General features: G+C 68.2%; 29 protein-coding genes. 19 read left to right on the top strand and 10 right to left on the bottom strand.

Features of this window, described 5'->3' with window-relative positions:
* Positions 1-203: 203 nt before the first annotated feature.
* A complete protein-coding gene (locus K377_RS17075; protein ID WP_111664243.1) occupies positions 204-491 on the top strand; it encodes a hypothetical protein in 288 nt (95 codons plus the stop codon).
* Positions 492-1,021: 530 nt separating this feature from the next.
* On the opposite strand, the gene K377_RS17065 is transcribed toward K377_RS17075, so the two are convergent.
* Positions 1,022-1,267, bottom strand: coding sequence for a hypothetical protein (locus K377_RS17065; protein WP_111664241.1), 246 nt, complete (start codon positions 1,265-1,267; stop codon positions 1,022-1,024).
* A 2-nt stretch (positions 1,268-1,269) separates the two neighbouring features.
* Between K377_RS17065 and K377_RS42290 the strand changes: the two genes are divergently transcribed.
* A complete protein-coding gene (locus K377_RS42290; RefSeq protein WP_258395062.1) occupies positions 1,270-1,395 on the top strand; it encodes a hypothetical protein in 126 nt (41 codons plus the stop codon).
* Between the two features lie 80 nt (positions 1,396-1,475).
* Entirely contained in the window at positions 1,476-1,925 is a 450-nt protein-coding gene (locus K377_RS17060; RefSeq protein WP_111664240.1) for a hypothetical protein, read from the top strand.
* A 522-nt stretch (positions 1,926-2,447) separates the two neighbouring features.
* On the opposite strand, the gene K377_RS17055 is transcribed toward K377_RS17060, so the two are convergent.
* Positions 2,448-3,476: a LacI family DNA-binding transcriptional regulator gene (locus tag K377_RS17055; RefSeq protein WP_111664239.1), complete on the bottom strand. Its 1,029-nt coding sequence runs from the start codon at positions 3,474-3,476 to the stop codon at positions 2,448-2,450.
* A 224-nt stretch (positions 3,477-3,700) separates the two neighbouring features.
* Between K377_RS17055 and K377_RS17050 the strand changes: the two genes are divergently transcribed.
* Positions 3,701-4,708 (top strand): glycosyl hydrolase, encoded by a 1,008-nt coding sequence (locus tag K377_RS17050; protein ID WP_111664238.1) that lies wholly within the window; start codon positions 3,701-3,703, stop codon positions 4,706-4,708.
* Between the two features lie 60 nt (positions 4,709-4,768).
* On the opposite strand, the gene K377_RS17045 is transcribed toward K377_RS17050, so the two are convergent.
* Both K377_RS17045 and K377_RS17040 read right to left on the bottom strand, forming a co-directional pair.
* Positions 4,769-5,806, bottom strand: coding sequence for a LacI family DNA-binding transcriptional regulator (locus K377_RS17045; protein WP_111664237.1), 1,038 nt, complete (start codon positions 5,804-5,806; stop codon positions 4,769-4,771).
* The gene (locus K377_RS17040) at positions 5,803-8,214 is read right to left on the bottom strand and encodes a glycoside hydrolase family 2 protein (protein ID WP_111664236.1); all 2,412 of its coding nucleotides are present in this window, start codon (positions 8,212-8,214) and stop codon (positions 5,803-5,805) included. The genes K377_RS17045 and K377_RS17040 overlap by 4 nt, the downstream gene beginning before the upstream one ends.
* 271 nt (positions 8,215-8,485) lie before the next feature.
* Here K377_RS17040 and K377_RS17035 point away from each other — a divergent pair, with 271 nt between their 5' ends.
* The 4 genes from K377_RS17035 (at position 8,486) to K377_RS17020 (ending at position 12,362) form a co-directional block, all read left to right on the top strand.
* On the top strand, positions 8,486-9,802 hold the full coding sequence (locus K377_RS17035; RefSeq protein ID WP_111664235.1) for an ABC transporter substrate-binding protein: 1,317 nt from the start codon (positions 8,486-8,488) through the stop codon (positions 9,800-9,802).
* A gap of 93 nt (positions 9,803-9,895) precedes the next feature.
* The gene (locus tag K377_RS17030; RefSeq protein ID WP_111664234.1) at positions 9,896-10,864 is read left to right on the top strand and encodes a carbohydrate ABC transporter permease; all 969 of its coding nucleotides are present in this window, start codon (positions 9,896-9,898) and stop codon (positions 10,862-10,864) included.
* Positions 10,861-11,724 carry a carbohydrate ABC transporter permease gene (locus K377_RS17025; RefSeq protein ID WP_111664233.1) on the top strand — a complete coding sequence of 288 codons (864 nt, stop codon included), beginning with the start codon at positions 10,861-10,863 and terminating at the stop codon, positions 11,722-11,724. Before K377_RS17030 ends, K377_RS17025 begins: the two co-directional genes overlap by 4 nt.
* A 188-nt stretch (positions 11,725-11,912) precedes the next feature.
* A complete protein-coding gene (locus K377_RS17020) occupies positions 11,913-12,362 on the top strand; it encodes a hypothetical protein (protein ID WP_111664232.1) in 450 nt (149 codons plus the stop codon).
* A gap of 390 nt (positions 12,363-12,752) precedes the next feature.
* Here K377_RS17020 and K377_RS17015 read toward each other — a convergent pair whose 3' ends face one another.
* On the bottom strand, positions 12,753-15,125 hold the full coding sequence (locus tag K377_RS17015) for an ABC transporter permease (protein ID WP_111664231.1): 2,373 nt from the start codon (positions 15,123-15,125) through the stop codon (positions 12,753-12,755).
* Positions 15,125-15,892, bottom strand: a complete 768-nt coding sequence (locus tag K377_RS17010; RefSeq protein WP_111664230.1) for an ABC transporter ATP-binding protein — start codon at positions 15,890-15,892, stop codon at positions 15,125-15,127. Before K377_RS17010 ends, K377_RS17015 begins: the two co-directional genes overlap by 1 nt.
* Before the next feature lie 108 nt (positions 15,893-16,000).
* Between K377_RS17010 and K377_RS17005 the strand changes: the two genes are divergently transcribed.
* Together K377_RS17005 and K377_RS17000 are read left to right on the top strand one after the other, a co-directional pair.
* Positions 16,001-17,218, top strand: a complete 1,218-nt coding sequence (locus K377_RS17005) for a sensor histidine kinase (protein ID WP_111664229.1) — start codon at positions 16,001-16,003, stop codon at positions 17,216-17,218.
* Positions 17,203-17,850, top strand: a complete 648-nt coding sequence (locus K377_RS17000) for a response regulator transcription factor (protein WP_111664228.1) — start codon at positions 17,203-17,205, stop codon at positions 17,848-17,850. Before K377_RS17005 ends, K377_RS17000 begins: the two co-directional genes overlap by 16 nt.
* 48 nt (positions 17,851-17,898) lie before the next feature.
* Here K377_RS17000 and K377_RS16995 read toward each other — a convergent pair whose 3' ends face one another.
* Positions 17,899-18,273, bottom strand: a complete 375-nt coding sequence (locus K377_RS16995) for a helix-turn-helix domain-containing protein (RefSeq protein ID WP_111664554.1) — start codon at positions 18,271-18,273, stop codon at positions 17,899-17,901.
* A 74-nt stretch (positions 18,274-18,347) separates the two neighbouring features.
* Between K377_RS16995 and K377_RS16990 the strand changes: the two genes are divergently transcribed.
* From K377_RS16990 to K377_RS16980, 3 genes are all read left to right on the top strand, one after another.
* Positions 18,348-19,031 (top strand): NADPH-dependent F420 reductase, encoded by a 684-nt coding sequence (locus tag K377_RS16990; protein WP_111664227.1) that lies wholly within the window; start codon positions 18,348-18,350, stop codon positions 19,029-19,031.
* Between the two features lie 166 nt (positions 19,032-19,197).
* On the top strand, positions 19,198-19,692 hold the full coding sequence (locus tag K377_RS16985; RefSeq protein ID WP_111664226.1) for a hypothetical protein: 495 nt from the start codon (positions 19,198-19,200) through the stop codon (positions 19,690-19,692).
* Between the two features lie 141 nt (positions 19,693-19,833).
* Positions 19,834-20,580: a hypothetical protein gene (locus tag K377_RS16980; protein WP_111664225.1), complete on the top strand. Its 747-nt coding sequence runs from the start codon at positions 19,834-19,836 to the stop codon at positions 20,578-20,580.
* Between the two features lie 325 nt (positions 20,581-20,905).
* Here the strand turns inward: K377_RS16980 and K377_RS16975 are convergent, their stop codons facing one another.
* Positions 20,906-21,661 carry a transposase family protein gene (locus K377_RS16975; RefSeq protein WP_111664224.1) on the bottom strand — a complete coding sequence of 252 codons (756 nt, stop codon included), beginning with the start codon at positions 21,659-21,661 and terminating at the stop codon, positions 20,906-20,908.
* Between the two features lie 317 nt (positions 21,662-21,978).
* On the opposite strand from K377_RS16975, the gene K377_RS41355 reads away from it, so the two are divergent.
* The 4 genes from K377_RS41355 (at position 21,979) to K377_RS42835 (ending at position 24,403) form a co-directional block, all read left to right on the top strand.
* The gene (locus K377_RS41355) at positions 21,979-22,473 is read left to right on the top strand and encodes a hypothetical protein (protein ID WP_146614730.1); all 495 of its coding nucleotides are present in this window, start codon (positions 21,979-21,981) and stop codon (positions 22,471-22,473) included.
* Positions 22,474-22,484: 11 nt separating this feature from the next.
* The gene (locus K377_RS16965) at positions 22,485-22,973 is read left to right on the top strand and encodes a hypothetical protein (RefSeq protein WP_111664222.1); all 489 of its coding nucleotides are present in this window, start codon (positions 22,485-22,487) and stop codon (positions 22,971-22,973) included.
* Between the two features lie 373 nt (positions 22,974-23,346).
* On the top strand, positions 23,347-23,607 hold the full coding sequence (locus K377_RS16960) for a hypothetical protein (protein ID WP_111664221.1): 261 nt from the start codon (positions 23,347-23,349) through the stop codon (positions 23,605-23,607).
* A gap of 478 nt (positions 23,608-24,085) precedes the next feature.
* The gene (locus K377_RS42835; RefSeq protein ID WP_111664220.1) at positions 24,086-24,403 is read left to right on the top strand and encodes a pentapeptide repeat-containing protein; all 318 of its coding nucleotides are present in this window, start codon (positions 24,086-24,088) and stop codon (positions 24,401-24,403) included.
* Between the two features lie 60 nt (positions 24,404-24,463).
* Here K377_RS42835 and K377_RS16950 read toward each other — a convergent pair whose 3' ends face one another.
* Positions 24,464-24,700, bottom strand: a complete 237-nt coding sequence (locus K377_RS16950; protein ID WP_111664219.1) for a hypothetical protein — start codon at positions 24,698-24,700, stop codon at positions 24,464-24,466.
* Positions 24,701-25,123: 423 nt separating this feature from the next.
* Between K377_RS16950 and K377_RS16945 the strand changes: the two genes are divergently transcribed.
* Complete coding sequence (locus K377_RS16945; RefSeq protein WP_111664218.1) at positions 25,124-25,792, top strand: hypothetical protein; 669 nt, start codon at positions 25,124-25,126, stop codon at positions 25,790-25,792.
* Between the two features lie 284 nt (positions 25,793-26,076).
* Positions 26,077-26,460, top strand: coding sequence for a hypothetical protein (locus K377_RS16940; protein WP_161195126.1), 384 nt, complete (start codon positions 26,077-26,079; stop codon positions 26,458-26,460).
* Between the two features lie 9 nt (positions 26,461-26,469).
* Here K377_RS16940 and K377_RS16935 read toward each other — a convergent pair.
* On the bottom strand, positions 26,470-26,782 hold a 313-nt coding region (locus tag K377_RS16935), incomplete at its 5' end, for a transposase (RefSeq protein ID WP_146614729.1).

Raw genomic sequence — 26,782 nt, 5'->3', positions numbered from 1 at the left:
GACCGTTCCTCTGGCGTGGGTGGCGGCTTTCCCAGAACACGGAGCCCCGCCGCCTCACCGGGGAAGCCAGCCCTGACTGGCGCTGGACCTGACGAATTACCGGACCAAGCACTCAGTTGGAGCGTGTTTCGCGCCGTGATCACGCTGCCCACGCGCAGGCCAACGGTGGCCGTACGGCGGGGCTCGCGTGAGATCATCCCTTCATGGGCAGCGACCTGGAAGTGAGTGCTCTGGCAATCAACGTCGTGATCCCGCCGGCGCTGCGCTGGACGGACACTCGACGCGGTGAAGCCTTCACGCTCACTACACTCAATGTCCGGCTTCTCCCGGACGGTCACCTCGCGGTAAAGGCCTACGGCCGCCCCGTCGGCGGTGGTCGGGGCGCGTACGTCTCGTTCCCGGTCCCCGAGACACCCGAAGTGACGTCCCTCGTCGCAGACGCTGCCAGCCGTGCCGGGGTGTTGTGGGCCGCCCATCGTGGTCTCGGCTGAGCCCACTGTCTACAGACCGAGCCAGCCGTACAGGCGTGGGTGCCGGGTCTCCGCCCCGCACGGGTCGTGGTCGCCCGGTCCGACCGCAGCATCGGGGACTGCCGCAACGTCAGCGTTTGCGGTAGGACTGGGCGCCGGCCCTTCGAGCGGCGTGTACCGGCCTTCGTACTCGACGTCGCCTCCACCTTCTGTGTCGGCAGGGTCGTAGGTGGACCCGAACGGATCGGAGGACAGAGTCAGACCCTCGTCGGGGCAGTCGCCGCCGACGGGCTGTACGGACCACCAGGCGAACAGGCACAGGCCCCCAAGGGTGCCGATCGTGGCGAGTCGGCGGCGCGGGGTCGATATAAGAGGGGAGGACACCCTGGGATAGTACGGACCAGCATCGCGCCCGTCAGGGGCAACCCCTGCCCATGAACTGTGGTGATCCGACTTCGATGCAAGACCGATGACGCGGGACACCAGCTGTCCCCTGCCATGCCATTGAACCTTGATGGCTTGTCACCGTTCTTGGCTCGCCATCCGCGCCTCTACCAGCCCATATCCTTGGCTACCTCCTCCTGGGCTGCAGCAATCTGTTCAGCGGTCGACTCGATGACGTCCTCGTCCTCCAAGCGCACCAGCAGGTCTGCAAGGGCCTGCTTTTGGGCTGGGTGCGTGATCGGCACCGCGTTCAGGTCGGTGCTCATCAGCCAGTCAAACAGCACGATGGCGTCGGGGCACCAAAGACGGAGATCGACGGTCGGTGTGGACCCCCACGGGAAGCCATGTTCCATACGTGCATCGTGCTTACACCTGGGAGCGGCTGTCCACCGCTCTGGTCGCGCTGGCCGACGCCGACAACGACAGAGTCTGGTCCACTTCGGGCCTCCCCACGGTCGTGCGCACACCAGTACGCGGGTGAAGCCCTCGCACGGTTCACCCGATGGGTGAGGGATCGGCGAGGTCCGGGATGGCGGGCCGTCGCGTGGGGACCACTGGGACATGAATGCCAACCAAGACCGGCCGGACCCCGGCCACCGGCGCCCGACGGGCGTCACCGACGAGACCGTCGAGGCCCTGGGATCGTTGTCGAAGGCTCTGGAGACGGTGGAACAGGCACGCGGCCACCTTTACGCGTTCCATCGGCTGACCGGCACTGCCGATCTCGAACTCGGACGGGCCGTCGACCTGTTGCGTTCGGCCGGTCACGGCGTGTGGGCGGACCGTGTCGATGATGAACTCGTCGGCCGTAACGTCCTGGAGGGACGCTGGACCTTTCAGGTCATTGAGGAGTACGACGCCGCGTACTACCAGCCGTACCGTGCTCTGGAGCGCGACGCCCGCGAGAAGCTCGTCGGCGGCCGCGACCACCTTTACGAAGCGGAGATGAAAGAGCGCCGCCGCACGCACGGCCATCCACGCCACACGGCCCGCCCGGGCGAGGACGGCTGAGGACAGGCATCCCAGCCCCTCGGGGACCGTCACTAACGCATCCGCCGCGTCTTCGCCTCCGTCATGTCCCCCTTGGCGCCTGCTCCGATCGCCGATCGCCGATCGCCGATCGCGGGAGTCTTCATCAGCGGCGGCGACACCCGCTACAGTCCCAGCGCCTCACCTCTTGGCGATTTCGTTCCTCGAACTGCCGGACTCGGGCCCGTGCATGACCGGTGAGTCCGGCAGACGCCGCTGCCCCACCAGGGGAGGACGGTCCGCCCGAAAGGCACCACCGGGGAGGCGGCGGGCGTTGCGAAGCGGGAGAACGTCACATCGATCGCGATGCGAACCAGACGTTCCCTGGACGCCCCGGGCATCACCAGGCCGAGACGACACAACTGGCCGCAATCGCGGCAGCAGAGCCCGGCAGCCGCTGGCGGATTCACCGCGGCGGGGCTCTGGTGCATCGACCGCAGTCACCAACGGATCCAGAAGCTCGTCGAGCACACACTCGGGTGCGGGACCGTCACCCTCGCGCCATCAGTCCGGGTGCCCGGGCGCGGCCGTCGAGCCGCGCGGAGTGAGGACCGGTGCCGGCACCGGATGTCCCCTGACACGATCGCCTGCGATGAGGGCGTAGAGCGTTCGGGCGGCCTCGGCGCCGAAAGCGTGGATGTCGTGGCTCATCGCGGAAAGCGCCGGGTGCGTGAGACGACATAGCTGCGAATCGTCCCAGGCCAGCAGGGAGAGGTCGGTGGGGACGCGCAGGCCCATCTCGGTGGCGACCGCCAGGCCCGCGACCGCCATCACGTCATTGTCGTACACGATCGCCGTGGGACGGCGTACAGCGGTCAGGAGGGAACGGGTGGCCCTGGCGCCTGCCGCACCGGAGAAGTCGGTGTCGAGCTGCTGCCCCGCGCCGAGCCCTAGTTCGGCCATGGTCTTCTTGAACGCGGCACACCGGATGACGCTGTGCCCCAGCTCCGGTGCGCCTCCCACCCGGGCGATGGAGCGGTGTCCCAACGCCGCGAGATAGCGCACCGCTTCGCCGACCGCCGTGGCGTCGTCGGTCCACAGTGAGGTGAACGGCCGAGCCAGCGCTGGGTGCGCGATCGCGACGGCCGGGATACCGAGGCGCGCGAGGACGGGCCCGCGCGGATCGTGTTCGCGGAAGTCGACCAGGACCGAGCCTGCGATCCGCCGGGTCCGCCACCAGTGGCTCGCCAGGTCGATCTCCTCGTCCAGGGTCTTCACCAAGCGCAGGAGTACCGCGCCGCGGCGGTCGGAGACGACACTCTCCAGACCGGACACGAACGCCATGTAGAAGGGTTCGAGGCCGAGTTGCTGCGCGGGCCGCCGGACGACGAGGCTGATCGTCCTCGAGTCCACAGGATTGCGCGCCGGGGCAGAGCGGTCCGGGTGTCGGCCCATGCTCCGCGCGATGTCCAGGATGTGGGCCCGTGTCGCGTCGGAGAGGCCGGGATTCCCACCGAAGGCGAGGGAGACCGCAGCCCGGGACACACCGGCTCGCGCCGCGACGTCTTTGATGGTCACCCGCTGGTCGCTCATGGCCCTCTGATTATGGACCGGTTGAGTACGAACATCCCTGTAGCAGCAATGCGAGATGTCTCAACTCCCTCAATATTACTGGCCTTTTACTTAACTTGCTCAACGTCTAGACAACGATGTCGGCGGTGTGCAGAGTGGCCCGCCAGCACGGACGTCATCCACGCTCCGAGGAAAGGGGACCCGACTCAATGAGCACTGCCATGTCCAGACACATGTCCAGACACATGTCCAGGCAACCGCTGACGCGTGCGCGCGGACTCGCGTTGGTCGTCGCATTCCTCGTCTCCGCCCTGGTGACCATGACACTCGCCCCCGACGCGCACGCGTTCCCCGGCCGTTCGCGCCAGCAGGTGATCGACTACCTGAAGTCCATCAGTGGCTCGAACATCGTCTCCGGCCAGCACAACAAGGAGCCGGCCAGTAACCCCGGCCAGTACACCCAGCAGGTCAAGGACGTCACTGGGCAGTACCCGGGTCTGTGGGGCGGTGACCTGATGTTCAACGCCGCGGACGTGGCCAACCGCCAGCGCGTGATCGACCAGGCGAAGACCGAATGGAGCAACGGCTCGCTCGTGGCGCTGACCTGGCACGTCTGCCCGCCGACCATGGGCAGTTCCTGTTCCTTCGAGGGCGGCGTCAAGTCCAGCATCAGCGATACGCAGTTCAGCCAGATCGTCACCGACGGCACGGCGCTGAACACCGCGTGGAAGCGCCGCCTCGACGAAGCGGTTCCCTATCTCCAGCAGCTGAAGAGCGCGGGCGTCCCCGTCCTCTTCCGCCCGCTGCACGAGATGAACGAGACCTGGAACTGGTGGGGGCACCGGCCCGGCGCCAACGGCAGCGCGAAGCTCTACAAGATCACCCATGACTACCTCGTCGGCAAGGGCCTGGACAACCTGATCTGGGTGTGGAACGTCCAGGACAATCCGGCGGGCGGCTGGTCGAACTACTACCCGGGCGCCAGTTACGTGGACGTCGTGTCCCTCGACGTCTGGTACAAGAGCTATCCCAGCTCGTCCGACTACACGCAGATGCAGTCGATCGCGGCGGGCAAGCCGATCGCCCTGGCCGAGACGGGCAAGATCCCCAACGCCTCGCTCCTCGACAGCCAGACCCGCTGGGCCTACTTCATGATGTGGTCGGAGCAGCTGCGGGGGAACAACTCCAACGCCGAGCTCCAGGCCGGCTACTTCCACCCGCGCGTCCTCAACCAGGGTGAGGTGAAGCTCTGACACCCGAGGGCACGTGTGTGGGCCCGCCCTACGAGGGCGGGCCCACACACGTGCGACCGGTCAGCCCTGCCGCAGACGCGGTGCCGCCGTCGACGCTCGGGGGGTGAGGGACGGCATGGGCACCGGATGAGAGGTGACGGTCCTGCCCTCGATGAGGTCGAAGAGCACCCGGGCGACATCCGCGCCGAAGCCGTGCACGTCGTGACTCATCGCCGACAGCGTCGGGTGCGTGAGACGGCACAGCTGCGAATCGTCCCAGGCCAGCAGCGACAGTTCGTCCGGCACGGACACACCCATCTCCGCCGCCACACCGAGACCAGCCACGGCCATGATGTCGTTGTCGTAGACGATGGCCGTGGGCCGCTCCGCGCGCAGCAGCAGCGAGCGGGTGGCCCGCGCGCCTTCCTCCCCGGCGAAGCCACACGCCATCTGCAGCGTGCCGTCGAGTCCCAGGGACTCCAGCGTCCGCCGGAATGCTTCCTCCCGGATGGCGCTGTGGCCCAGGGACTCGGGTCCGCCGACCCGGCCAATCCTGCGATGGCCGAGGGCGGCCAGATAGCGGACGGCTTCGCCCATGGCGGTGGCATCGTCGGTCCACACCGACGGGATGCCGCCGGTCAGATCGGGATGCCCGACGGCGACCGCCGGCATGCCGAGTTCCCTGAGCGGTCCGATACGGGGATCGTCCTGGTCGAAGTCGACGAGGACCGAGCCACCGACCTGCCGTTCGCGCCACCACGTCTGTTGCAGCTCCACCTCCTCCTCTCTGCTGGAGACCAGACGGAGCAGCAGGGAGCACGAGCGCTCGGCGAGGACGCTCTCGATGCCGGAGATGAACTCCATGTAGAACGGTTCGAGCCCGAGCAGGCGAGCAGGTCGGCAGATCGCCAGGCCGACCGTGTCCGTGTGCTGCCGGGACAGGCGGCGGGCCGACGAGTTCGGGGCCCAGCCCATCTCCCGGGCCACCGCGAAGATCCGTTCCCGGGTCGCCTCGGACAGACCTGGTTTGTGGTTGAACGCGATCGAGACCGCACCCTTGGACACTCCCGCGGCGGCCGCGACGTCCTTGATGGTGACGCGCTGCGTGGGTGCGCTCACGCGGGTTCCACGCAGAAGAGTGCGGACTTGACGGTGTTGGCGCCCGCCCCCTGTGTGCCGTGCACACGGATGCGGGTGGACTCGCCGGGCAGCAGCGTGATCAGGCCGCGGTCGGCCCGTGCGTCCGGTGCGATGCGGTCGGGCTGCAGGAGCAGGTCGCGTACGAGAGTGAGGGCGGTAACCACGACGTCGACTGTATCCCGCTCTTGGCCGACGGTCTCGACGGCGATGTCGAAGCGGGGCTCGGGGTAGGCGAAGTCCTTGTCGCGCGCTTCGAAGTGCAGGGCGCGCAGGCCGTCGGCGTCGGCGACGAGGTACTCCTTGCCGGAGCCGGCGGCCGGGGTGACCTCGGGCGGCACGGGCAGCCGTACAGTCTCGCGGGCTCCGGCAGTCACCGGGAGGTGGACGCGCGCGCCGAGCGTCCCGTCGGCGTGCATCAGGCGCAGCGTCACCTCGCAGCTCCACGCAGTCGCGCCCTGGTTCGACAGGACGAGCTCAGGTCCCTCGGCTCGGGGCTGCACGGTGAGCAGGCGGTCGGCGTAGAGACGGCGAAGCTCGTGGTAGAGGGGCTTGAGGCGGCCGTCGCCGTCGATCGCGGCCCAGGAACTGACCGGCCAGCAGTCGTTGATCTGCCAGACGATCGTTCCGGCACAGCGCGGCCAGTTGGCTCGCCAGTGCTCGATGCCGGTGGCGACGGCGCGGGCCTGGACCACCTGGGTGAGATAGTGCCAGCGGTCGAAGTCGCCCTCGGGCAGGGTGAAGTGGCGTGCGAGGCCTCGGTTCAGCTTGCCGTTGCCGTCCTCGGCCTTCTGGTGGTGGAGCATCCCGGGCGAATCGGGTGCCGGATCCTCGCCGGGCAGGGAGCGGCGCAGCGTCGCCATGGCCGGGGGTGCCTGCCAGCCGAACTCGGAGACGAAGCGGGGCACGTCGGCGCGGTACTCGGTGAAGTCCCGTCGGTTCCACACCTCCCACGCGTGGTGGGTGCCGTGGTCGGGGTCGTTGGGGTGGTGGTCCCAGGAGCCGGACCACGGGCTGCCCGCGAGGTAGGGGCGAGTGGGGTCGAGTTCGGCGACGACGCGGGGGAGTAGGCCGAGGTAGTAGCCCTCGCCCCAGGAGTTCCCTTCGAGCGTGTCCTCCCACTCCCAGTCGCGGAAGCCCCACAGGTTCTCGTTGTTGCCGTTCCAGACCACGAGGCTGGCGTGCGGCATGAGGCGTACCACGTTGTCGCGGGCCTCCGCTTCGACCTCGCCGCGCAGCGGCTGCTCCTCGGGGTAGGCGGCGCAGGCGAACAGGAAGTCCTGCCAGACCATGAGGCCGAGCTCGTCGCAGACGTCGTAGAAGGCCTCGTCCTCGTAGATGCCACCGCCCCAGACGCGGACCAGGTCAACGTTGGCGGCAGCCGTCTGTTCGAGGCGGGTGCGGTAGCGCTCTGGGGTGGTGCGGGAGGGCAGTACGTCGTCGGGGATCCAGTTGACGCCGCGCACGAAGATGCGTACGCCGTTGACGACGAAGGTGAAGCCCGTACCCGTCTCGTCGGGGGAGCGGTCGATCTCGACCGTGCGGAAGCCGATGCGCCGCTGCCACGCGTCGAGTTGCTCGCCGTCGGCGGTGAGCGTCAACTCCACGTCGTAGAGGGGCTGTTCACCGTGTCCGCGCGGCCACCACAGCTGTACGTCCGGGACATCGAGGACGAGGGTGATGGTGTCGCCGTCGGTTTCGGTGACGGCGGTGGTCCCCGCGACCGTGGCGTGCGCGGCGAGGCGTCGTCCGGCGCCGGTGGCGGTGCGGTCGAGATCGACGCGGAGTTCCACCCGGCCTCGGGTGCCGTCGACGGTGACCAGGGGGCGGACCCGGGCGATGTGGGCCGTCGACCAGCGCTCGAGCCGTACCGACCGCCACATGCCGGCGGTGACGACGGTCGGGCCCCAGTCCCAGCCGAAGCTGCACGCCATCTTGCGGATGTACTGGAAGGGCTCGGGATAGGCGTTGGGCCGTTCGCCCGTCAGCGCCTTGACGGTGGCCGCCTCCTCGTAGGCCGAGCCGAAGGTGACGCTCAGTTCGCCGGAGCGGCCCGTGACGTCGAAGCGGTACGCGCGGTGCATGTTGCGGGTGCGGCCCAACTCCTGCCCGTCCAAGGCGATCCGGGTCACGGTGTCCAGACCGTCGAAGACGAGGTCCGTGCGCTCGAAGGCGGCGTCGGAGGTGTCGTCGGCCGCCAGGTCGCGGGTGTAGGTCCAGGCGCGGCGGCCCACCCAGGCGATGTCCTGCTCGTTCCGCCCGATGAACGGGTCCGGAATCAAGTCCGCGGCGAGCAGGTCGGCGTGGACGCAGCCGGGGACCTCGGCGGCGATGCGCGTCCCCTCGTTCTCGAGACTCCACCCCTCGCTGAGCTGGGCATTGGCCTTCATTAGGCGACTCCAATCGGACGGACGCGGGCCCGGTTCGTATGAGACGTCCGCCAACCTAACCCCTGAGTTGTAAACCGGTCTAGTACTCGTTCGATGACGCCCCTATACGGATCAGGCCAGGTGGGGGCGCCTGGATGCGATATCTCGAAAGGGAGCACGGTAACGATTAGGTATCGCGGGGGAAATCGAGGCTTTACCGGTTCATTGATGGCTGACATAGTGCCGTCAGCCCGCTGGGCCTGAGCCGTGACCCTTGGAAGGAGTTGGGCACATGAGGACGAAGCCGCTGAGCGCGATGGCGCTGGCCGCCGCACTGCTGACCGTCGCGGGGTGCGGTGGCGGAGGGAGTTCCTCGGGGGAGGCGGCCGACTCTCCCTCCGACCCCGCCAAGGTGTCCGGCACGATCACGGTGCTGACCAATCGCACCGACCTCGTGCAGGACGGCACGATGAAGAAGTACGCGGCCGAGTTCAGGAAGACCTACCCCAAGGTCGACGTCAAGTTCCAGGGCATCACCGACTACGAAGGGGAGGTGAAGATCCGGATGAACACCGAGAACTACGGCGATGTCCTGCTGATCCCCGGCGCGATCGCCAAGGGCGACTACCCGAAGTTCTTCGCCCCGCTCGGCGACACCAAGGAGATGGCGAAGACCTACCGCTTCACCGGCAAGACCGACGTCGACGGCAAGACGTACGGGATAGCCAACTTCGGTACCGCCAACGGCTTCGTCTACAACAAGGCCGTCTGGAAGAAGGCCGGCGTCGAGGAGTGGCCCACCAGCCCGAAGGAGTTCCTCGACGACCTGAAGCGGGTCCGGGACAGGACCGGCGCCACCTACTACACGAACTTCAAGGACGGCTGGCCGCTGAGCGGGGCCTGGACGAACAACGTCGGCTCGGTGACCTGTGACGGCCAGGCGTGGGACGCGCTGGCCTCGGCCGACAAGCCGTGGCAGGCGGGCAGCGAGCTGAACGTCGTCGATACCCTTCTGTACGACATCGTCCACGACAAGCTGGCGGAGAAGGACCCCACGACCACCAACTGGGAGGACTCCAAGACCCAGCTTGCCAAGGGCAAGATCAGCAGCATGATGCTCGGCTCCTGGGCCGTGAACCAGATGCGCGGTGCCGCGACGGCGGCGGGCGAGGACCCGGACGACATCGGCTTCATGCCGTTTCCCGCGCAGAAGGACGGAAAGTTCTGCGCCACACTCGTCTCCGACTACCAACTCGCCGTGAACACCCACTCGGACCACAAGCCGGCCGCCCGCGCCTGGATCGACTGGTTCACCGAGAAGTCCGGTTTCGCCGCCAAGGAGGGCGGCGTTTCGGCCCTCACCTCCATGAGCTTCCCCGACGTCCTGAAGCCCTTCCAGGATAACGATGTCAAGCTCATCGAACGCTCCGAATCCAAGACGGAGCAGGTCAACGCGATCGACGACGCCGCCGAGATCGGTCTCTCCAAGCCGGACTACCGACAGAAGCTCATCGACATCGCCCGCGGCGCCGAACAGGGCTCCCTCCAGGACTACTTGGCCGGCCTGGACAAACGCTGGGCCGACGCAGCATCGCTCGCCGGGAACTGACCCACCGCGCACGCGCACGGGGCCCGCGCCCCCTCCAGGCCGGGCCCTCACCCATCTGTTGCTCGTCGCGGATCACGAAAGGGCCGTCCCCGCATGACCGACACCTCGTCGAAAGCGCCACCAGCACAGGGGCGGCGCGCCGCTCCCGCCCGGGGCCGCTCTCGCCACCCCGCCCCGACCAGCCGGTCCTGGCACGACCATCCGCTCCGCAGGATCACTCCGTGGCTGTTCCTGCTCGTGCCCCTCGCGCTGCTGATCACGTTCACCTACGTGCCCGTGGGCAACATGATCTACTACAGCTTCACGGACTGGGACGGCGTCAGCCCCGACCGGAACTACACGGGGTTCGAGAACTACACCCAACTGTTCACGCGCCCCGAACTGTTCCGCGTCTTCTTCGTCAGCTTCTACTACCTGGCCGCGTCCGCCGTGCAGATCGTGATCGCCCTGTACTTCGCGACGATCCTCAGCTTCGACCTGCGCTTCCGCAACTTCTTCAAGGGGGTCCTCTTCTTCCCCTACCTCATCAACGGCGTCGCCATCGGCTTCGTCTTCCTGTACTTCTTCCAGGACGGCGGCACCCTCGACTCGGTCCTGTCCTGGTTCGGCGCCGGCGGCGACCACGCCTGGCTCGGCGACCCCGAGTCCGCCAACACCGCGCTCGCCGGTGTCTCCGTATGGCGGTTCACCGGCCTCAACTTCGTGCTCTTCCTCGGCGCGATCCAGTCGATCCCCGGTGAGCTGTACGAGGCCGCGCAGCTCGACGGGGCGAGCCGCTGGCAGCAGTTCCGGCACATCATCGCCCCCGGAATCCGGCCCGTGGTCAGCCTCAGCGTCATCCTGGCGATCTCCGGCTCGCTGGCCGTCTTCGAGATCCCGTACATCATGACCGGCGGTGCGACCGGCACCTCGACCTTCGTCATCCAGACCGTCAAGCTCGCCTTCCAGTTCAACAAGACGGGCCTGGCCTCGGCCTGCGCCGTCGTGCTGCTCCTGATCATTCTGGTCGTCACCTGGATCCAGCGGCGACTCGTGCCCGACGACAAGGTGGACCTCGTATGACCACGCTCACCACGGGCCGACGGTCCACTCCGCGCGGGCGGTTGCGCACCGGCTCGGCGCTGAGCTACCTCACGCTCGTCATCGCCTCCCTCGTCGTCCTCGTACCACTCGTCGTCGTCCTGCTCACCTCGCTCAAGACCTCCCGTGAGGTGGCCGAGGGCGGCGCGCTGAGCCTTCCGCACGACTGGTTCAACCTCGCCAACTACGCCACCGCGTTCACCGACGGGCACATGCTGAGGGCGCTCGGGAACACGGCGTTCATCCTCCTGTTCTCCATCACCGGAACCGTGCTCATCGGCTCCATGACGGCATACGCCATCGACCGCTTCGATTTCCGGTTCAAGAAGACGGTGATGGCGCTGTTCCTGGTGGCGACCCTGGTACCGGGCGTGACCACGCAGGTGGCCACCTTCCAGGTCGTCAACAGCTTCGGTCTGGTGGACTCGCGGTGGGCGCCGATCCTGCTCTACATGGGTACGGACATCGTCTCGATCTACATCTTCTTGCAGTTCATCCGAGGCATCCCGGTCTCCCTCGACGAAGCGGCACGCCTGGACGGTGCGAACACCTTCACCATCTACCGGAAGATCATCCTGCCGCTGCTCAAGCCCGCGATCGCCACGGTCGTCATCGTCAAGGGCATCACCACGTACAACGACTTCTACATCCCGTTCCTCTACATGCCCTCAGAGGACAAGGGGACGATCTCGACCGCCCTCTTCCGCTTCAAGGGACCGTTCGGAGCGCACTGGGAGGCGATCTCGGCCGGAGCGATCCTGGTCATCCTTCCGACGCTGCTCGTCTTCCTCTTCCTTCAGCGCTACATCTACAACGGGTTCGCGCAGGGGGCCACCAAGTAGCGGAAGCCAGCGCTGCGGCAGACGTGACGCCGCGCCCGCACCAGGATCTGGTGCGGGACTTCGGGGCTCTCATCGGGACCGGGGGCGATGTTGCGAGGGCCGGGGAGAGGTGGCCGCGGCAGCCAAAAAGCTTGTGCATGGCCGGAGACGTGCGCGAAGTACCGTGACCTCCTGACGAGGGGGGCGCAGTGCTTGACCACGATGATGTTCTGACGTTGATGAGCGTACGGGTCCCGGAGACGCGGCCTCTGGCGGGGGAGATGTATGGACTCGGGCCGGGTGAGGCGGTCCCCACGTCAGGAACCGGCCTGGATATGTACGAGTTTCTACTGGAGATCCTCACGCGTGGCGTGATGCAGCCCGCCCTCGAGCAACCGGAGATGAACCAAGGTCTGCTGCGCCGGTGCTTCGACTTCGTGGAGGAGCTCTACGACGGCGCTGATGCCTACCGCGCAGGCAATGTCTACTTCACGGTGTTGGAGTGTCTTCTCGATGAGCTGCGGTATCTGGAGAACGCCATCCCGTACCTGCATGGCGCGTCCCGGGCCCGGGTGTCGGCGATGCTCAGAACCTACGCGGTCGAAGGGCATAAGCGCGGGCTTCCCCCGCCGCGAACGGCCCGCCGGCATGCCTCATGAAGGGGACGGGGCCGTCGCACCAGGGGTGAACGCGTTCAATTTGCGTGGGAGCATCCCGTCACACGCCCCTGGGAGAGGTGACGGGCAACGAGGCGGGCTGCGGCGCTAACGATGACCGACGCCTCCTGCGCGCTGCGGCGGTTCTGGCGTGGGCGCTGGTCGTCGCGGTCAGTCCGTGGGTTCCGGCAGCCGCCGGCGTTGCGGACCTGACGGGGGTCACGGTGCTTTGTGAGCACGCTCATCGGCGGCGCTGTTCCCTCCCTGCTGCTGGGCCTGTTTCTCGGACGCGCTCGGGCCTGCGGGATGCTGAGCGGGTGCAGCGCCCGGAGAGGAAGTCCGGGGCCGCTTCGGTCCGTGCTTTCGGGCCAGTTCGCCTTCTGAAGCCAGGGGCTACGCGGCCTGCCTGCGCAGGGTCTTCGCGGTGACCGCTACCCCGGCGAGGACGGCGGCCACGAGGGTGCCGAGGATGGCGATGGTCAGGGTGCCGGTGCTCAGGTGCAGGCCGGTGCCGGAGGAGTTGGCCTGCGAGAGGCCGGAGGCCATGCCGGCCAGCGGGGGCAACGTGACCAGGACTCCGAACGCGGCGCCGATGACGATGATCAGGAAGGTTTCGCCCATTGCTGTGAGCAGCAGTTGGCGGTCGGTGCCGCCGGCGGATTTCATCACTCCGAAGTCGCGGCGGCGGCCGTGGGCGGCCATCGCCATGGAGTTGACGACGGCGACGACGCTGTAGCCCACCGCGATCACGATCAGCATCATGGCCAGGCTGTCGGTGAGCTTGGCGTCGGTCTCGTAGTCGGCGAGGGCGTACTCCGCGGCGTCGTGCAGGGCGGTGCCGGGGACGGCGCCGGACGCCTGGGCGTCGCCGGGGACGAAGATGTCGTCGGTGAGGGCGGCCGGGTCGTGGGCGCGGACCAGGTCACGGGCGACGACGAAGTCTCCGCGAGCCGGGTCGTCGGGCAGGACCTGGGAGATCCGCAGGGTGACGGTGGCGCCGTCGGCGAACCGGACGGGGACGCTCTCGCCCTGCTTGACGCCGAGGTCGCTCGCGACGTGCTTGCCGAGGACGGCCGCGCCGGGTTTGCTCCAGCGCTGGTCGCGGCTGCCGAGGACGTCCAGGACGATCTGGTCCGTGGTGGCGAAGGCCCGGGTGGGCAAGGCTGCCTTGCCGACCGGGTTGGCGGTGACGACCTCGTCGGTGTTGCCAGGGGTGCCGTCGGGGGTGACGATCGTCTGGCCCGCGACCTTCAGGGCCTCGCCGGCCGGGTAGGCGACCCGCATCGTCTCCACCATGCCGCTGAGCAGGACGGCGAAGCCGACGGCGGCGATGACGGGGGCGACCAGGGAAGCGGCGCGCCGCGGGTTGGCGACGAGTTCGGCGCGGATCAGGACTGGTCCGGCCGACCCGCCGCGCTGGAACGGGGCGGTGAGGAAGCGGCCGACGGGCCCGATGAAGGCGGGGGTCAGCAGGGCGGCGGCGACGATGAGCGTCATGGTGGCGAAGATCGCCATGTTGATGCGGTGGTCGGCGCTGGAGGTGGCGGTGCCGCCTGCGAGCAGGGCACCGGCGCCGAGGACGGCGAGTCCCGCGGCCCAACGGCCGCGGCTCATGGCGTTGTTGGGGGAGCGGCTGTTGAGAAGGGCCTCGATCGGGGCGACCGCCGCGGCCTTGCGCCCCGCGGTCCAGGCGCCAATGACGCTGACGCCGATACCGACGGCGCAGCCGGTCAGCAGCGGCCAGGCGGCGACCGTGACCCGCATGCCCGGCGGGGTGACGTCCAAGCCGTTGAGGATGTCGCGCAGCAGCGGGGCGGCGGCGACACCGGCGGCGCAGCCGGCGATCGAACCGAGCAGGCCGACGACGGCGGCCTCACCGAGGATCATGCGCTTGATCTGCTGGGGTGAGGCGCCGATGCTCCGCAGCAGGCCGATCTCGCGGCGGCGCATCCCGGTGGCGAGGACCAGCATGGAGGCGACGACGAAGACGGTGGTGAACAGGCCGAGCAGGGCCATGGCGCTGATGAGCTGGACGCCCAGGAACCGCTTGTGCTCGATGTACTGGGGCTGAAGTTCCGCGCGGCCGTCGCCGGTGACGACGTCGCCCTTGTCGCCGACGACCTTCTTGACGGCGTCGACGAGGACCCCGGTGTCGGCCCCCTTGGCGGCGACCAGGCCGATGGCGCGGACGCCGGGCTGCTGCTGGGCGGCGAACGACTCGCTGAAGTAGAAACCGGGGCCGTCGACGGTGCCGACGACGGTGAAGGGCTTGCGGCCCTCGGCGATGTTGACGGTGAGTTCGCTGCCGACGGCGGCGCCCAGCGTGTTGTCGACGACGACCTCGCGCCCGGAGTGCGGGGGGCGGCCCGAGACCAGTCCGTAGGGAGCCATCAGAACGCTGTCGTAGCCGTGCCCGGACTCCGCGGCGCCCTCGTCGGTGACGGGCTCGCCGTTCTTGAACGCCTGGGCGTAGAAGGAGCGGTCGACGACGACGGCGCCGACGCCGGGGACCTGGTCGAGCCCGGCGACCAAGGGCGCCGCCTCGCCCTTGCTCCACGGCATCCGGTCCTCGGTGCTGCCGTCGACGTCGAGGGCCTGCTGGGGCAGGACCATCGCGGCGGTGCCCTCGTAGCGGGCCTGGGTCGTGGCGCGGGCGGAATCGTAGATGACCAGCGTGGTCGTGATCAGGGCGACGCCCACCAGAACAGCGATGAAGGCACCGAGGAAGGACGACCAGCGTTCGCGTACGTTCGCCAGGATCAGCATCACGCCTCCAGCTGGGCCATGTGTGTGGCGATCGCGGTGGCGTTGTCGCCACCGGACGCGCGGTCGAGCGGGACGCGGTCGGCGACGCGGCCGTCCTTGAGGAATACGACGACGTCGGCCTGGGCCGCCGCCACCGGGTCATGCGTCACCATCAGCGTCGTCTGGCCCTCCCGGTCGACCAGCATCCGCATCATCGTCAGCACCTCGCGGGAGGTGACGGTGTCCAGGGCACCGGTCGGCTCGTCCGCGAAGAGCACATCGGGGCGGGTGACCAGAGCGCGGGCGAGGGCTACGCGCTGCTGCTGGCCGCCGGACAGCTCGCTGGGGCGGTGGCCCGCGCGGTCGGCGAGGCCGACGGCACCGAGTGCGTTCGCGACCTGCTCGCGGCTGACTTTGCGGCCGGCGAAACGGGAGGGCAGTTCGACATTCTGTGCAGCCGTCAGCGACTCCACCAGGTTGAAGGCCTGGAAGACGAACCCGATGTGGTCACGGCGCAGCTTGGTGCGCTCCTTCTCGTTCTGCCGGCCGATGTCCACACCCGCAAGGACGATCCGGCCGTCCGTCGGCTGCTCCAGACCCGCCGCGCACTGCAGCAGCGTCGACTTGCCCGAGCCGGACGGACCCATGATCGAGGTGAAGGTGCCGCGCGGGAAGCTGATGGAGACGCCGTCCAGGGCGGTCACCTGCCGTCCGCCGGCGCCGTGGACCTTGCGCACACCGTGGAGTTCGACCGCGTCCTGCACCGGGGTCTGCCTCGTTGTCGTCATGCCACGAGTTCACTTCACCAGCGGTGGCCGGGGCACTGACCTTCTCTCTACTTCCGAGGTAGAGACAGCTCCACTTTCTTCGCTGCGTCCGGCGGTTACGTTGATCTCATGCAACCCACAACGGCCTGGCAGGCCATGGCTCAGCGCCCCCTGAGCTTCCTGACCTCCAGCTGGCCCTGGCGCTCCCTCGCCTACCTGAGCGGCGGTGTCGTGGTCGGCGCCGCCGCCGTCCTGGTCTTCGCCCTGGGCCTCGCGGCGGGGCTCGCCCTGCTCGTCGTCCTGATCGGGATCGCGCCGCTGGTCGGCATGGTCCTCGCCGCCACACTCGTGGCGCGCGTCGAGCGGCTCCGCCTGCGCCTGGTGGACAAGGACCCGCTGCCCGACCCGCACCGGGCGCCCGAAGCCCCGGGACTGCGCACCTGGGCGGCGACCCGGCTCAAGGAGCAAGTGACGTGGCGCGAGCTGATGTTCACGCTGCTGTCGGCGGCGGCGCTGTGGTGGATGGACCTGATGGTCCTCGGCTTCTCCTTCGGCATCCCGGCCACCACCATCGCCTCCACCGGCAAGGACACCTGGCCGTGGACGGTGTTCGGGGCGATCGTGCTGCTCGCCTCCCCGTACACGGTCACCTCGTGGGCGGGCGCGCGCGCCGCCATGGCCCGTACGTTCCTCGCGCCGCGCGACAAGGAGCTGGGCGAGGAGCTGCGCGAGGTGCGCGCCTCGCAGTCGCGGCTGCTCGACTCCTTCGACGCGGAGCGCGTCCGCATCGAGCGCGATCTGCACGACGGGGCGCAGCAGCGCCTCGTCTCGCTCGGCATGACCCTCGCGATGCTGCGGCTGGAGATCCCGGAGGACTCCTCGCAGTCCGAGCTGCTCACCCAGGCCGAGTTCCAACTCTCCACCGCACACCAGGATTTGAGAGCGCTCGTCCGGGGCCTGAACCCGCCGGTCCTCGCCGACCACGGGCTAGTCGCCGCGATCGAGGACTACGCGGGCCGGTTCCCCATCCCGGTCACCGTGGATCTGCGGCTGCCCGAGCGGCTGCCCAGGAAGCTGGAGACGACGATGTACTACCTCATCAACGAGGCCATGACGAACATCGCCAAGCACAGTGGCGCCAACAGCGCCCAGGTGCGCGGGCGTTACCATGCCGACCTGTTGTTCCTCGACATCACGGACGACGGCCGCGGCGGGGTCGATCCGACGGGCAGCGGTGTGACGGGCCTCGCGGACCGCGTCACGGCGCTCGACGGGCGGATGCGCGTCTCCAGCCCGGTCGGGGGCCCCACCCTGCTGCATGTGGAGGTTCCGTGTCGCTTCGCCTGATCGTGGCCGAGGACGCCGTGCTGCTGCGCGAAGGACTCGTAGGACTGTTGCAGCGGGTCGGCCACGAGGTGGTGGCGGCCGTCGGCGACGCCGACGCGCTCGTGGAGGCGGTCCGCGCCGACCGGCCCGACCTGATCGTCACCGACGTACGGATGCCGCCCTCGCTCAGCGACGACGGACTGCGCTCGGCGGTGCTGCTCCGCGAGGAGTTCCCCGATCTGCCGGTGCTCGTCCTGAGCCAGTACGTGGAGCGCTCCTACGCGCTGCGCCTGCTCGACTCCGGCGGCGGCGCCGGCGTCGGCTACCTGCTCAAGGAGCGGATCAGTAGGGTCGCCGACTTCACCGCCGCGATCGAGCGGGTCGCGGCCGGCGGCGCCGTGGTCGACCCGGAGGTCATCACCCAGCTCGTACGGCTCCAGAAGGACCCCCTGGAGCGCCTCAGCCCGCGCGAGCGCGAGGTCCTCGCACTGCTCGCGGAGGGCCGCTCCAACGCCAACCTCGCCGCGCATCTCTTCGTCAGCGAGGCCGCTGTGAACAAGCACATCGGCAACATCTTCAACAAGCTGGACCTGCCGGTCGACACGGAGGGCCACCGCAGGGTGCTCGCTGTCCTTGCTTTCCTTCGGGCGTGACGCGACGGGTGTGACACGAAAAGTGTGAAGGCATTACGGCCTCTGCGGTCACTCTGAGGAGGACGGGGGAGTGGCAGCGCAGGCGGCTTCCTGGGCGGCCATGAGTTCATCGCCATGCTCGAAGGCCCATGCTCCGACAGCGTCGATGGGCGCGAGCAAAGTCCGCCCCAAGGCGGTCAGTTGATATTCGACGCGCGTCGGTGCCCCGGGGTATGCCTGCCGGTCCACCAGGCCATTGGCCTGCAAGCGTCGCAGTGTCTGGGTGAGGACCTTAGAGCTGATTCCCCCGATCTGTGAGCGTAGTTCGACCGGTCGTCTGGGACCGTCGCGCAGGGCCCAGAGCACGACGGCGTTCCAGGTGTTGGACAGGAGGTCGAAAGCCAGGCGGGCACGGCAGTCGGCCAGGAAAGCGTCGGTCGTCACGTACCACATGGTGCCCGACGGGCGCTCTAGCGTCGTTGCGATCACTCCAAGCAGGTCCTGGGAGGGAATGCGTGATGAGAATCGGCGTACTGGGCACGGGCAACATGGCGAACGCGCTCGCCACCCACTGGGTGCGGGCCGGGCACGACGTGCTGGTCGGAGGGCGGGACGTGCGCAAGGCGGAGCGGCTCGCGACGCGCCTGGGGAGCAGCGCGAAGCCTGCCAGTCTGCGTGGGGCGGCCGAGTTCGGTCAGGTGGTGCTGGCCGCGCTGCCCTTCGGTGTGGGGTCGAGCGTGGTGCGGGAACTGCGGGCAGTCCTGGACGGCAAGGTGCTGATCGACTGTTCCAATCCTGTCGGTACGGGCTTCTTGCTCCTGACGCAGAGCGGCCTCTCGGCCGCACAGCAACTGGCTGCGGCGGCCCCGGGAACTCATGTGGTCAAGGCGTTCAATCTCTGCCACGAGGACGTGTGGCGCATGACGCCGCCCGTCTTCGATGAGCGGCCACTGGCAGTTCCGGTCTGTGGAGACGACGCAGCGGCGCTCGCGCTCGTACACCAGTTGGTGCGGGATGTCGGCTGCGAGCCTCTGGCCGGCGGCGGTCTCGAACGAGCTGGACTCCTGGAAGCGACCGCCGCGCTGTTCATCGGGCTCTGGGTTGGTGAGGGGGCCGATGCCCAAGCAATCGCACCACCCCTGGCTTACGCCGCCGGACCGAGACGCGAGGATCCAGAAGAGACCGCGAGAGCTTTTCGTTAAGAGTTCCAGGCCACGGGGCGGGCGGCCCGGAGGCCGCGCTCACGGTGGTGTTCTGGCGGGCCGAGTCCGCCCAGGCCCGCTGGTGCGCGATTGCCGGCGCTGACCTGGTCCGTGCGAGCGTACGCTTCGACAACGGTGTCCTGGTCGTGAGTGAGGAGCGGGTTGTATGGACGTCCACGACATCCTGCAGAACCCGGACGAGCACGTCCGCTTCGTGGCCTATCTCGACCAGCTGCACCAGGTCGCCGACGCGGACGCGGCCTATCTGGTCAGTCGCGTGCTCACCGATCCGGACGAGGCGATGGCCCAGTCCGCCGTGGTGCGGTACGTGGACCGTCGAGCCACCTGCCTCTACGCCGGCTACGCCTACGAGGAGTGGGCACACGCGATGGCCGGGGCAACGATCGGCAACCCCTTCCTGGCTCAGCGCCTGCGAGAGTGGGCGCTCCTCCGCGCTGTCACACTCAAGCTGCCCTGGCAGCCGGACGCCCTGCTCGCGTCGTCCAACTGGCTCCAGCTCAAGACCGCCGCCGGGACGGACACCGAGGCCGTCGAGATCCTCGCCGATGCCGGCCGCACCAAGCGGATCCGCAACACGGCCAGGGCCAGCCGCGACCATCGCCACGTCGGCAGCGGAGAGCCGCGCTCGTCGGTCTCATAGCGAGGAGTGGGAACCCGGCAGTGAGAGGTGCTCTTTCGCTGCTGACCGATCACCTGGTCCGGCGTCTGAGGGCCCGGTGAGACTGGTGTCGTTGACCATGTCCGGCGCGGGCCGGCGGGCGGGGGATCGATGATGGCCAGGGTGAGAGCGCGCACGGCGTGCGGTGACGAGGCGCAGGCGGCCGTGCCGGGACCGGGCCGGAACCTGCTCCGGGGCGCGTTGCTGATCGTTGCGGCGCTCCTCTCCTCATGCGCCTGCTATGCGGTTTTCGCTTGGTGGCTGCCGGACGAGCGCGGTCTTTACCGGGACTACCGCGCGGCCGTGGAGTGTTCGGAGCGCACGGCCACCGGGACGGGGGAGGAGTGCCTGCGGGAGGTCACGTTCACCGTCGAGGGCACCGACACCCGCGTCAGACACCTGCGTGCCACCTTGCGTGGCCCCGCGCCGTACGGGACGACGACCGTGCCGTTCGGCGACCCGGGGCCTGTACTGGAGGCACTCGGCGAGGGCGACCAGGTCACCGCGACCCTCTGGCGCGGCACGGTCGTCGAGGTCGCTTATGCCGGCTCCCGGCAAGACTCCTCCGACGCCCCGCGCGACGAGCCCCAGCCGATCGCCGCCGCGGGAACCCTCGCCGCACTCCTGGCCGTGCAGGCACTGGTCTTCAGCGTGGTCCTGCTCCTCAGACCACGCGATCCGGGGCTCTTCGTGTGGCGCCCCTTCGGCAAGACGCTGCTGCTCGTCTCGGTGGTCGGCTGTGTCGGGGTGGGCCTGCTGTCCGTGTGGACGGGGCTGCCGTGGCAGGTCGGGCCCGCGGTGTGCGGGCCGGTCACCGTGGCGACGGCGTACCTCCTGCACCGGGACCTGCGCCTCAGAAACGGCGGTTGACCGGAGCGCCCGGCCGCGTTGAGTCCGAGTGCCTCGTAGAGCGTGTGCGCGAGAGCGATGACGGCCGGGCTGTGCTGGGCCGGTTCGGACGGTATCGGCTGCGGGTGGTGTGGGCGCGGTCGGCAATGCGGACGGCGATGGACAGTCCACCCACCCACGGAGAGCCCGTCCGGTACTTCCAGGCGATGGCGTGATCGCCTTGGCGAGGAGCTCTGACCGACAAAAGGGCCTCGGTAGCGGCCCGAGTGCTTGTTGCGAACTTCGTCGTTCACACGTATTGGCGTTGCATCAACAAGTACAACAACATCTGGAGCCTTTTCCATCCTCACGCTGACGCGTGGTGGAGGACGAGTACGGCTTGGACGATCGCGGTGATGCGGTTGGTGCTGCAGCGGAGCTTCCGCAGCAGGCGCCAGCCCTTGAGGGTGGCCATGGCCTGTTCGCCGAGGCAACGGATCTTGGCGTGCGTGCTGTTGTGCCGTCGCTGCCATCGCTTGAGGCGACGGCCCCGGAAGGGGACCCGGACGGAGCGGCCGGCACCCTGATACGCCTTGTCGGCGTAAGCCTTGAGGTTGACGTCGGCGAGCGCGTCGACGATCCCGTGGATGCGTGCGGCGGTCAGGTCGTGCGTGGAGCCGGGAAGGGCGGGCGACGCCCACAGCAGCCGCCCGAAGGGATCGGCGAGAACCTGGACATTCATGCCGTGCCGCTTGTGTTTGCCCGAGTAGTACGGGGTGTCGGCGGCGATCCGGTCGATTGGTAGCAGGGTGCCATCCAGGATCACGAACGCCTTGGCCCGTGCGATGCACATCGCCTCGTCCAGGGTGGGCGCGAGCATGGACAGGACATCGACGGCCTCGCGTATGTAGCGGTATGCGGTGGCGATGCCGACACCGAATCCGGCGGCGAGTTGGGCGTAGGTGTCACCGCACCGCAGATACGCCAGGGCGAGGAGGGCCTGCCGTCCGGCGGTCAGCCTCCGCCACCGGGTGCCGATCTCGCCTCGGCGGGTGGCGAGGTGTCCCGCCAGGCACCGCAGGGTGCGACTGGACAGGTCGATCGACGACGGATAGACAAGCACGCGGAGCTCCTAGAGCGACGGTTGATCTTGGTCGACAACCCGTCTACCAGCAGCTTCGTCGTTATGCAGAGCAGTCCAACTCGCGGTCAGACTCATCAGGTTGGAAGAGGCTCCTGGTACGCGACGACGAACAACCTCGACAACGCATCGACCACAGGGCCGGGTTCATCTACAGCGGATACGTGAAGGATTGACTATTGACTCCCTCCAGCCCGGAGACGGATTCGTCTGGGATGCACAGTAGGGAGAAGAGTGTGGGGGCGACACGCGTAGAGGGGCGTAGGACGGGGGCGGTGCGCGTGCTTCGAAATGCCGGCGTGGCGGCCGTACTGGCGGCGTTGGCGGTGGGCTGTACTCCGCCGGAACGTTCGCTGGTGGCGGTCGGGAGGGGAACTGACGGCGATCTGCGGGCCGTGCTGCGGCCCTGCGCGGATGGTGCCCATATGGCAAAGGTCAGCATCCGGCACGTCGCCGAGGAGTCCGGGCATTCCGATCCTGGTGTCCTGGAGGGATGGTCGGTGCGGCCACCCGACTCGGTCACGGGCGAACAGGAGATCGGTGTCTACCAGCCGCCCAGGAACTGGCGAGGCGCTGCCCGCCCAGCCACAACCTTGTCGGCCGCCGGGTTCTACGCAGTGGAATTCGTGGTCGGCAGGGAATCGCCGGAACACGGGGACATCGTGGTCGAGTACCGAGGCGTCGCCCGTTTCAAAGCCGCCGAGGTCGAGCGTCTGGTCCCTGGACGGTGGTGGGTCGATGGCAAGGTCATGAACCGTGAACAGTTCCGCGAGCACGCGGACGACGCCTGTTAGGGGGCTGGCTTGTGACGGCAGAGGTGTGGGCGCCGTTGTTCTCTCTCCTCGGTGTCGTGCTCGGCGGAGGTCTGACGGCTCTGTCCCAGCGCGCCACTCAGCGGTCTGCTGAACGGCTGGAGGAACGTCGGCAGGTTCAGGCCGGGCGTGAGAGCCGACGGGCTGAGCAATTGCAGGCGATCAAGGACTTTCTGGCCTGTGTGCAGGACGCCGAAGGTGTTGCGTATCGACGCCCAGAGAGGTGGGGCGAAGGCGAGAACGGGAGTGAGGACGAAGGATGGCACGCCGTCGCCTCGGCGGCCATGGGCAGACTGTGGGTCGCCGAGCGGCACCTGGTGCTCCTGTGTCACGCCAGTCTCCACGGCCCCGTGCAGGCGTATGCGCGGGCACTGAACCAAGCGGTGTGGCGCGAGATCGGCGACGCCGAGGTCAACGACCATGTCGAAGGGCACAAAAGCGCTTTCATGGCAGCGGCCCGGGCGAGTCTCGCCGCCCTCTGATCCGTACCGTGTGCCGTAGGCCCGAATCGGGTCACTGTGGCAGAGGGGACCGAGATGCTCCAGCAGTCACAGTTGTGGCAGGGTCCGACCGGCGGCTGTAAAGGCAGGTGAGCCACCACACTTGGGGCCCTGGTTCTCGTGGCTCATGCCGAAGCTGTCCTCCTCGCCCTGTTCTGTAACTGGCGCGGCGCAATCGAGCCCTGGAGACTCCGTAGTCGATGCCGTCATCGCCGACGCCGCCCGACTGTGGGACTACGGACACAGATCCATCCGCGCACCGGGATGCCGGAGCGAGCAGTACCGCAGCCTCGGCAGCAGGCCCGTCCCAGGATTGTGCTCGTTTCACCTCTCGGCAAGGGGGCAACTGGGCGCCATGGACATCACAAGCACCCCCGGTGAAGTGATCGAGACCCAAGGCGACGAGCATCATGTCGTCCTCAGCGCCGACGCGAACGGAGATGGGAAGCCCGACGTCTGGATGATCGACACCACCGGTGACGGCAAAGCCGACCTGTACCAGTTCGACACCACCGGCGACGGCCAGATCGATGTCACCATCGCCGAAGCAGACGAGAATCCCGGGAGCGAACGCCTCGTTGCCGAAGGAGACGGAGGCCACCCGCAAGGGGCGTGACACTGCCGGCACCACCCGCCTCCGCGCAACGGCCTCCGACCGCAGACCCGTGAGGTGGCTTGCGTACGAGGCCGGGCGCGCCCTTCCTGTCGGGTAGACCCGCCCAGGCTCGTACGTGCACCGCGGATGCAGTCGACGAGATCAGAGAACGGCATTTCCTGCGTTCGAGGCGACGTCGCGGCTGCCTCTCCCGACCACCCGCGTCAGGGCACACACCATGCGTCGACCCGTCAGCAGATGCAGCCGCTCTTCTCCGCCTCCTCGCTCTTGAGCGCGATCGACGCTCCGCTGGTGATGACACCGGGGCCCGGCGCCGTCACAGTCGCCGGGCCCACTCCTGTATCTGCGCCAACGCGCAGTCCGGCGGAACGTGTCGCGCCCTTCGGCCGCTCGTTGCAGTGGTCGGAACGGCGGGGTGCACTGCCGATCACCGGCCGGCCCCAGTCCTCGAACCCTGGGGCCGGCCGATCACACAGGAATGCGGCGAACCCCTCGCCGAGGGCGTGAGGTTCGCCTTGGGCTCACTGCCGAACCCGCCCGTCCGGTTGTCCCAGGCAGGCTTGCAGAAACGACGCGAACTCGTAGTTCGCTCGAATGCCTCAGTCCAGTACGCCGTTGCCGCAGGGCAGCTGTCCGGGCCGACGTCAGCGGCGCCGTCTTCACCGAGGCCGACCTGCGCCACGCTCTGCTCGCGAGAGCGGGCATGGCCCAGGCGCACATGGCTGACCCCGATCTGCGGGGCGCCCTGCTCAACGACGCCACGCTCCGGCTACTTTTCACCGCCGTACGTCCCTGAAGGCTCCGCGCGCTCCGCTCTCGACTGCGATGAAAGCGACGTCAGATCTGCGACGGACAGTCAGCGCAGAACGTTGGCCCACTGGCTCAGGACCTGTGGAAGCTCGTTCGCGTCCACCCAGGCCCGGAACAACTGCTCACCATCCTCGTCGTAGGCGCTGCCAGTGCGAACCGCGACGATCGCCCGGTCGTGCATGAGTGCTTCCTCCCGGACTCCGTGCTTCTCCTTCCACACCAGCACGTGCCCCTGGTTGTAGATCAGCGGTCCGATCTTGTACATGTCCTCGGCGTCAGGCATCCCGGGTTCCCCATTTATGTTCATGGCCCGGGACCCTACGCACGCTGACGCGTGCTTGGTAGGGGGCCCAGATGCGTTCATGCAGGCAGGCGGAATCGGTCGTGTAAACCTAGGTGGCGGTAGATCTGCAACCGAGAGTCCGCTCGCTGTGACTCCACTCTGGCGGCACGGAACAGGCGATCTGGTTCCGATCCCGAAGAGCGCGCGGGCGGCCACCAGGCCGGGCGGGTCTGGTAGCGGCGCGCCGTATCAACGACTCGGCCGGTCAGGCTGCGGTCAGGAGCGCGCGAAGGGAACGATTCACCCCTCCCTTTCCACTCTCTGCCAATCGCTCAGCGAAGACAAGACTGCAATTTTTGCTGGCAAACCAGGAAAATCGTTGCCGAGCGGGGCTCTGTGCCGGTCTCCAACGGGAGGACTCTCATGTCAGACGTCTGGGATCCACATGGCAGCCTGCAGCGCGCGCTGTGGATCGGCGGTGCACAGTGGTCCGGCAAGTCCACTGTCGCCGAACTCATCGCCGGTGAGTACGGATTGACGGTGTATCACTACGACTCTCACGACGCCCGTGGCCATCAGGATCGCCGTATTGCCCGTCGTGTCGCCCTGGGTGAGCCCGTGGAGGATCCCGCCCCCGACCGTGTCTGGGTGAGCCAGGGCCCGGAGGAGATGGCTGCCGAGACGCTGGCCGGCTTCCCGGTCCGCTTCGAGTGGGTGTTGGACGACCTGCGCGCACTGTTCACCGGCCGGCCTGCGATCGCTGAGGGGTGGGGGCTGCGACCGGAGCTGGTCGCGCCGCTGCTCGACTCACTCCGGCGAATGATCGTCCTCGTCCCCACCGAGGACTTCCGTAGGCACCAACTCCTCAACCTCGCACGCGCGGGAACTCTCAACGTCCCTGTCACCGATCCGGCCCGCGCCCAGGCCAACCGTGTCGCCCGTGACCGGCTGGTCGCCGAGGACGCAGCCCAGAACGCCCGTCGTCTGGGCATCCGGGTCATCGAAGTCGACGGGACGCTCGACGCGGTGGCTGTGGCGGCAGAGGTAGCCGAGCATTTCGCCCCTTACCTTGGCGCGGCGACGGCTGTGTGAACGCTCGGCCCAACCAGCCCGACGAGACCTGCCGCCGGCCACCGGTGGGGGGCTTGGAGCTGCTCTGCTCAGGGCGCCAGTTGACGCTTGCGCGTCTCTGCGCATGTGCAGGGACGGACAGGCAGGACGGTGCTCGATTGGGGGCGTTGTATGGCGTGGCTCTGACCTGCGATGATCTGGGTTCATTTTTGTGATCGCGGGGGTGTCCGAAGTTGAGAGTTTCTCTAGTGGGGCGTGAGGGTGCGGCGTCGCCCCTGAGCGTCGTACGGCGAACGCCAGTGGTGTTGAGCGTCGCATCGGTCACCGCGGTCCTGGCGATGGCGGGGTGCGGTACTTTCGGCTCCAGTCCTGAGCACGAGGGGCTGGCGGTGCGGTTGGTCAACACGTCGGCGTCGGACGCCCTGATCGTCGGATGCCCGCCGTGCGGCAAGGACGGTGTGCGGGTGGTCGGAGACCCGGGTCCGGGATCCGGCGGCGCCTATTTGGGGTGGGACGAGAAGCGTGCCTGGCCGGTGACCTATCGGGTTGTTGTGGACGGGGTGGAATCCATCTGCCCGTTCATCGACCCCGAGCCCGGGAAGGGAACGATCGGTATCCGCGACATCGTCTACGTTGTGACGCCGGTCGGGCGATGCGCGGCCGGGCCGACAACCATGGACGCCTTGTAAGACGTCATCTCATTTGGCGAGTCTGCGGTAACAGATGAGGGTGCAGGCGATGCTCGTGAAGCCGAGGAAGTGCTCGGCTTTGCGCTCGTAGCGGCGGTGGAGACGGCGGCAGCCGGCGAGCCACGACATGGTGCGTTCGACGGTCCAGCGGTGGCGTCCCAGTCGCTGTGATGACTCGATTCCCTTGCGTGCGATGCGTTGCTGAATGCCACGCTGACGTAACCATCGCCGCAGGTGGGAGTAGTCGTAGCCCTTGTCCGCGTGGAGCTTCGCGGGCTTGCGGCGCCGCGGTCCGCGGCGCGAGCGGATCGGTGGGATCCCT

Source organism: Streptomyces sp. PsTaAH-137, assembly GCF_003259365.1.
Taxonomy (GTDB): Bacteria; Actinomycetota; Actinomycetes; order Streptomycetales; family Streptomycetaceae; genus Streptomyces.
The sequence above is the reverse complement of the archived record's forward strand: the minus strand, read 5'-3'. Positions and strand labels throughout refer to the sequence as shown.